This is a genomic window from Polaromonas sp. P1_G4 (genome assembly GCF_056405475.1).
The window spans coordinates 1-5352 of the sequence record NZ_JBFUCA010000296.1 but is presented as its reverse complement, the minus strand read 5'-3'; the positions used below and the strand labels follow the sequence as shown (position 1 = coordinate 5352).

Here is a 5352-nt window from a genome sequence, read left to right as displayed (position 1 = left end):
GCTTTGAGGAAGACGAAAACATGGAACAAGCCATCGTATCGGGCATCGCTTTCAACCGCGATGAAGCCAAAATTTCCGTGCTCGGCGTACCCGACACCCCGGGTATCGCGTACCAGATCCTGGGCGCCGTGGCCGATGCCAACATCGAAGTCGATGTGATCATCCAGAACGTCAGCAAGGACGGCAAGACCGACTTCAGCTTTACGGTTCACCGCAACGATTACTCCAAGGCCATCGACCTGCTGAAAACCCAGGTGGTGCCAAAACTGGGCGCGCAGGAAGTCACCGGCGATGCCAAGATCTGCAAGGTCAGCATCGTCGGCATCGGCATGCGCAGCCACGTGGGCATCGCCAGCAAGATGTTTCGCGTGCTGAGCGAAGAGGGCATCAACATCCAGATGATTTCCACCAGCGAAATCAAGACTTCCGTCGTCATCGACGAAAAGTACATGGAACTCGCCGTGCGCGCCCTGCACAAGGCTTTTGACCTGGACCAGCCCGCCGCCTGAAAATGGCCGGGAAGTCGTGAGATAATCGATTTATTGGAAACGTGACCGAGTGGCCGAAGGTGCTCCCCTGCTAAGGGAGTATGGGGTGTAGAGCCTCATCGAGGGTTCGAATCCCTCCGTTTCCGCCAAGACTACCGACTCTCTCCCGCATGGGGCAGAGTCGGTTTTTTTACGCCCGATTTTTGCGGTTGTTTCAAGAATGGGTAACCCTGCTTTCAACGCGAAGCGGCCGTCGCGCTGATTCTGGCCGCGTTCCTGGACTCAAGCTTTTCCAGGTCAGATGGCCCCGCACAACGTTGAAGAATCACCATGAAGTTGGTCGCCTCTTTTGCTTTGCTCACCACACTGATTGGCTGCGTCAGCATTCCAACGCCGGGCGGCGAGGCCGCCACAGTACCTTCCACCCGACATCTACTGTTCTCGGAGGCGGCGGCCGACAAAGGCACGGTATCGGTAACGCGGGACTCCGGGTTTGCCGGATCCGATTGCCCAACCACCTTGTTTGTGAACGACAAGATGGCGGCACTCGTGAAGGCTGGCGAAACAGTCACGCTGCATCTGCCCGCAGAGCCTGTGACTCTTGGCGCCATACCTTTCGGCGTGTGCGGCGGCGGTCTTGCGCGACTAGAGATCCATCCCACCCCAGCCAGGCCGGCTCGTTACCGGATCGGACCTGACGGCGATGGAGAAATAGACTTCTACCCAATCGTTTCACGCTAGCGGCAAAGCATTGATTCGCCAAAATCGAGCGAAAGGCGAGAAAGGCGACAAATTTCCGTAAATATTGACGACTACGAGCCTGTCCGCCTCGCAAGTAATACCTACTTTCGGCTAGCCTCGTAGTTGAATGCAAAACATGGCAATAAACCATCTTGATGTGGATGACGGGTCAATACACCCCGGCACACGCACATCGCTATTCCAGCCTTCACCCTTGCTGGCAGATTGCGTATGTGCTTATGTGGTGCGCGACACCTTGGACGCCCAGCTGAGCCCCAAACAAAGCTTCAGTCATTTGCCGGTGTCTCCGCTGGTCAGTATTGTCTGGTCAATTCACGGTGGACGATCATCGATGCCTATCGATGTTGATGAATGGCCCCCGTCGTCAAGGCGGGTCGTCTTGCGCGGCCCTCGCACGCAACCCAGCGTCTGGCAAAGCCACGGCCCCGCCTTTGGGTTTTCATTGACTATTTTTCCGGATGCATTTCATGCACTGACGCATCTGAATGTGGCCGGTTTGCTGGACCAGGCCAGGAATCTGCAAACTGTACTGGGCAAAGACTGGCAGCAGATGGCGATTGCCGTCCTGCAGGCCAGCGACGATCTGGCACGCATTCAAATCATTGAAGCTTTTTTAACGCCTCGCTGGATATCCGTGCGTTCGCCGCGGCCGGTGGCAACACCGCCGGATGGCCTGTCCTTGTTCAATGACTGGGTTGATGCGGTAGCGCTGCGTGCATCCGCGTCAACCCATGGGCAAAGCACGCGCCAACGAGAGCGGTTCATCAAGGGGCAATTGGGGCTTCCCATGCGTTCGATCCGCGGGCTGGTACGCATGGAGTCGACATTGACGCGTGGACACGGCGCCAGCGCGTTTGGCGGCTCGTCTTTGGTGGATGTCGCCGATGCAATGGGATTCTCCGACCAGGCGCACTTGTGCCGGGAAGTGAAACGCTACTCGGGTCTGAGTCCAACGGATCTGCAACGCGCCATTGAAACCCAGGAGTCTTATTGGCCCTACCGGTTGAGGCAGGCGCTGAAGGCGCGTTGATAGCCCCGGGGCCCTGCCCACAGGTGTGTACAGGCGCCCGTACTTCTTGTGCACCCAGTGCCACAAGATGCGCCGCACATGTCGTTTTGATTCAAGACCGCACCTCCATATTTCCGTAATATCCGAGGCTTTTGTTTGCTTGGCGAACAAAGGCGTCCAGTCACGGCGCCAAGTTTGGCCTCGCTGGTTCTGAAAATTGGAAATTGCATTGCAGCTACTCACTGAACAGACCGCAACCATCGCCAGATCCGTCGAGGCCACATACCTGTACGCGACAAATCTCGAGCATTTTGCCGAGTGGTTTCCGGGCGTTCTATTCATAGAATCAGCCAACACGCTTGAGCACGCCCAGCGCGGCAAGGAATATCTGGAAACGGTCGCCGTCCCTCTCAGGGGCAAAAGAAAAATCAAAATCAGGGTCAAAGATGCCCAATCCAACAAGGTATTCATTACAGAGGGCGAGTTCTCGCCTTTGATGCCAAGAATGGAGATGCTATTTCAGGCAACGGGTGCTGATTCCTGCAGCGTTACATSGCGCATGCTCAGTCGCAACGACAGCTTGCTATTCAAAGCCACGCTCCTGCATTTATTCAAAAGCGTCATGCACAAAAGGGCGGAAATTGGCATGAAGCGGTTGCGGCAGAAACTCGAAAACCTGGTGGCTGAACCCGCTGAAACCTAGCAAGGCGTTGCGCCAGTCAACCCCACCCCCGCTCCGCTACGACTTTTCCCGGTGAATTTCTGCTTTTTATCTTGAACCCCACCATGCGCTTGCAAATCAGCCCTCAATTTCTCGGTATGAGCCTGGCTCTGCTGATCGTCACTTCTCCGGGCCACGCCCAGGGCGTCTACAAATGGGTGGATGCCGAGGGCCGGACCCACTACGGCGCGCAGCCGCCCGTCACCGAAAAGGGCGTCGAGCCACTGAAGCTGCACAGCAACAGCGGCTTTGGCGGCGACAACAACGGCAAGGTGCGCGCCACAGAATACAACGCCGACGGCACCAAGAAGATCCCCAAGAACGTACAGGACCTGGCAAAAGGGATGGAGAAAGCCCTGCAGAAAGCAGACCCCAGGGAGGTGCCGCTGGACTGCGCCAGCGCGGTCAGGAATGCGCAGGACCAGGCGGATACGGCGCTGGAGGTGAGCGCCAAGAACCTGAAAACCGGCTACATCACCCAGGCCAACTACGACAACAACGCCGCCAGGCTTCGTCGCGCCAAGGCAGAGACCAATCTGACCAGTTGCCAGTCCGCCATGGGCAGGGACCGCGCCTTCTACCAATGCATGTCCAACAGCAACAACCACTTCACGGCGTGCATCAAGTAGAGGAGCACTGCGCGACTTTGATGGACCTGATCAACTGCCCCAGGCCCAGCTCGCAGTTCCCAACCCCACCAGCTTCCATAAAACGCAGGAAACTCCAAATGCCCTGTATCACAGCAAGATGAACGTAAATAGGACCCCATGTCCGAAGTAAGAACGATTGCCACCCTCTGTTTTGAAGACAACGCCATCAGTCAGCGCTGGCTGGAAGCTTTCAAGCCTGCTTCCGGTGATGCGTGGGATATGGCCAGCCAGGCCCTCGGGGCGTTGGGTTTGCGCTGCGTTCAGGCGAATGCRGATGAACGGATTCGCGTCGAGCGCGTGGAACGTTTTGGCCGACGCCTGGAATTGCGATTCATGGAGCTGGGCCTGGACAGCCAGACGCTGCTGAGCGAACTGATCGAATTGGGCGCCACACACCTGCGCGCCAGCATTGACGACAGCCGCACGGGCAGTGTCACCAAGCTGGTTCGAATCGGCAAGGCCAAGGCGAAAGAGGCGGAGTTTGTGGCCGCCGTGGCCGAGTTCGATGACGACTTTGCGTTCCTCACGGCATTGGAAAAAGGCAAGTCGGCGGAGATCAAACGGCTTCTGGCCAAAGGCATCAGTCCGAACCAGGAAGTACGGCCCGGTGTGTACCCCATCCATCTGGCCGTGCTGCATGACAAGAAGCCCATCGTCAAGCTGTTGATTGCAGCAGGCGTGGATGTGAACGTCCAGACGCCCGACAAACGAATCAAAGAGGACGGGTTCAGAACGCCGCTGCATCTTGCCATCAACAACAAATCGTTTGATGTCATCGAGATGCTGGTCAAGGCTGGAGCAGACCTCACACTCCGAAACGCGGCCGGGCAAACGCCACTGCACTACGCCATCGTTTACCGGCACCAGGATGCCTGCAAACTGCTGATGGAACATGGTGCAGATCCATCCGCGTTGAACGCCAACGGCGTGCCGGCTTTGCTCGACCTGCGAACGCACGGCGAGGAGGAAATCCCGGCGTTCCTKGCCTTTGCCGATTCGATGGGGCTGGATCTCAACGTCAAGCTGGCGACTGGCGAGAATCTTTACTGGAAGCTTGGATACATCAAGGGTGCAGTGGATTACCTGAAGGCGCGGGGCATGGTTTCCTCGCCACCCTCCGACGCCTACACCGGTGATGTGCCACGTGATCTTCACAAGGCGATTCGCGGGCATGACCTGGCCAAGATCAGGGCGCTGGCAAAGTTGGGCGTTGATCTGGATATGCCGTATGCGGCGTTTAGTTCTTATGAGCCTGAACCACCCATACTGAATGCAGCTAGGGATGGGCATGCCGATGTGGTTGAACTGCTGCTCGATGCAGGCTGCAATGTCAACGCGACCGGCTCCGACCAGATAACGCTTATGCACAAGGCTGCATCGAGCGGGAGCGTTGAACTCGTCAGCATGCTGCTCAAGCGCGGCGCCAACCCCAACGCCATTGAGCACCATGAATTTGCGTTGAGTCAAAAAAGCGATGACCCCATGCTGAAGGCATTGGATGAAGGCCATATCGCGGCAGCAAAAATCCTCATGGCGCATTGGTTGCCCACTCAGCCACGCCTGGAGAGAGCCAAGACGCTGCTTGAGAATCACATTAAGCGCAGCAACAAAGGGGTGGATGCGGTGAACATGCTGAAGACGATTGAAGCGCGGCTCGCTGAGCTTTTGTGATCACCTGAATTCAGGTTCGGATCATTTCGTTCAAGCTCCAAGGATAGAAGT

General features: G+C 57.0%; 6 protein-coding genes and 1 tRNA gene. All 7 read left to right on the top strand.

What is annotated here, in order from left to right; genetic code table 11:
* Positions 1-509 (top strand): ACT domain-containing protein (locus AC1D1X_RS14840; RefSeq protein ID WP_477698548.1); only part of this gene is annotated, 509 nt, incomplete at its 5' end.
* Between the two features lie 35 nt (positions 510-544).
* Positions 545-637: transfer RNA gene (locus AC1D1X_RS14835), tRNA-Ser, on the top strand.
* A 181-nt stretch (positions 638-818) separates the two neighbouring features.
* A complete protein-coding gene (locus AC1D1X_RS14830; RefSeq protein WP_477668993.1) occupies positions 819-1229 on the top strand; it encodes a hypothetical protein in 411 nt (136 codons plus the stop codon).
* A gap of 400 nt (positions 1230-1629) precedes the next feature.
* Entirely contained in the window at positions 1630-2280 is a 651-nt protein-coding gene (locus AC1D1X_RS14825; RefSeq protein ID WP_477668994.1) for a helix-turn-helix domain-containing protein, read from the top strand.
* Positions 2281-2476: 196 nt separating this feature from the next.
* Positions 2477-2962, top strand: coding sequence for an SRPBCC family protein (locus tag AC1D1X_RS14820; protein WP_477698547.1), 486 nt, complete (start codon positions 2477-2479; stop codon positions 2960-2962).
* 116 nt (positions 2963-3078) lie between these two features.
* Positions 3079-3609 (top strand): DUF4124 domain-containing protein, encoded by a 531-nt coding sequence (locus AC1D1X_RS14815; protein WP_477668996.1) that lies wholly within the window; start codon positions 3079-3081, stop codon positions 3607-3609.
* Between the two features lie 240 nt (positions 3610-3849).
* The gene (locus tag AC1D1X_RS14810; protein WP_477668997.1) at positions 3850-5301 is read left to right on the top strand and encodes an ankyrin repeat domain-containing protein; all 1452 of its coding nucleotides are present in this window, start codon (positions 3850-3852) and stop codon (positions 5299-5301) included.
* The last annotated feature ends 51 nt before the right edge of the window (positions 5302-5352 follow it).